Annotated in this window: 2 rRNA genes; both read right to left on the bottom strand. The window is 59.8% G+C overall.

Annotation, left to right across the window (positions count from 1 at the left end):
- Window positions 1–105 (bottom strand): 23S ribosomal RNA (locus BG482_RS39955); the annotation flags it as partial.
- Window positions 106–423: 318 nt separating this feature from the next.
- Window positions 424–569, bottom strand: a 16S ribosomal RNA gene (locus tag BG482_RS39960); the annotation flags it as partial.

A 569-nucleotide genomic window follows, 5' to 3' on the forward strand; every position in this document is an offset into this window, starting at 1 on the left:
GATCAAAGCCTGGTTGACGACTCCCCGGGGACTATCGTGGCCTCCCACGTCCTTCATCGGTTCCTGGTGCCAAGGCATCCACCGTGCGCCCTTAAAAACTTGGCCACAGATGCTCGCGTCCACTGTGCAGTTCTCAAACAACGACCAGCCACCCATCACCCCCAACCCTTACGGCTGGAGTTCACTGGGGCCGGCATCAGAAGGACGAGCAAACGCTCGCACCCTCAGACACCCAACAGCGTGCCCGACACCCTCGCCACTCGTGATCAGCTTTCCACGCTCCGAAGAGCAGTACTTGCAGCCCGAGATGACTGAGAATGCCGAATAATCAACGTTCCACCCATGAGCAACCAGCACCGGACGTTCGCCGATGAACTGGCCTCTGACCTCACCCCGTAGGGATCGGTGAGAAGTGCTCCTTAGAAAGGAGGTGATCCAGCCGCACCTTCCGGTACGGCTACCTTGTTACGACTTCGTCCCAATCGCCAGTCCCACCTTCGACAGCTCCCTCCCACAAGGGGTTGGGCCACCGGCTTCGGGTGTTACCGACTTTCGTGACGTGACGGGCG

Source organism: Streptomyces sp. LUP30 (assembly GCF_001746365.1).
In the GTDB taxonomy this organism is placed as follows: domain Bacteria; phylum Actinomycetota; class Actinomycetes; order Streptomycetales; family Streptomycetaceae; genus Streptomyces.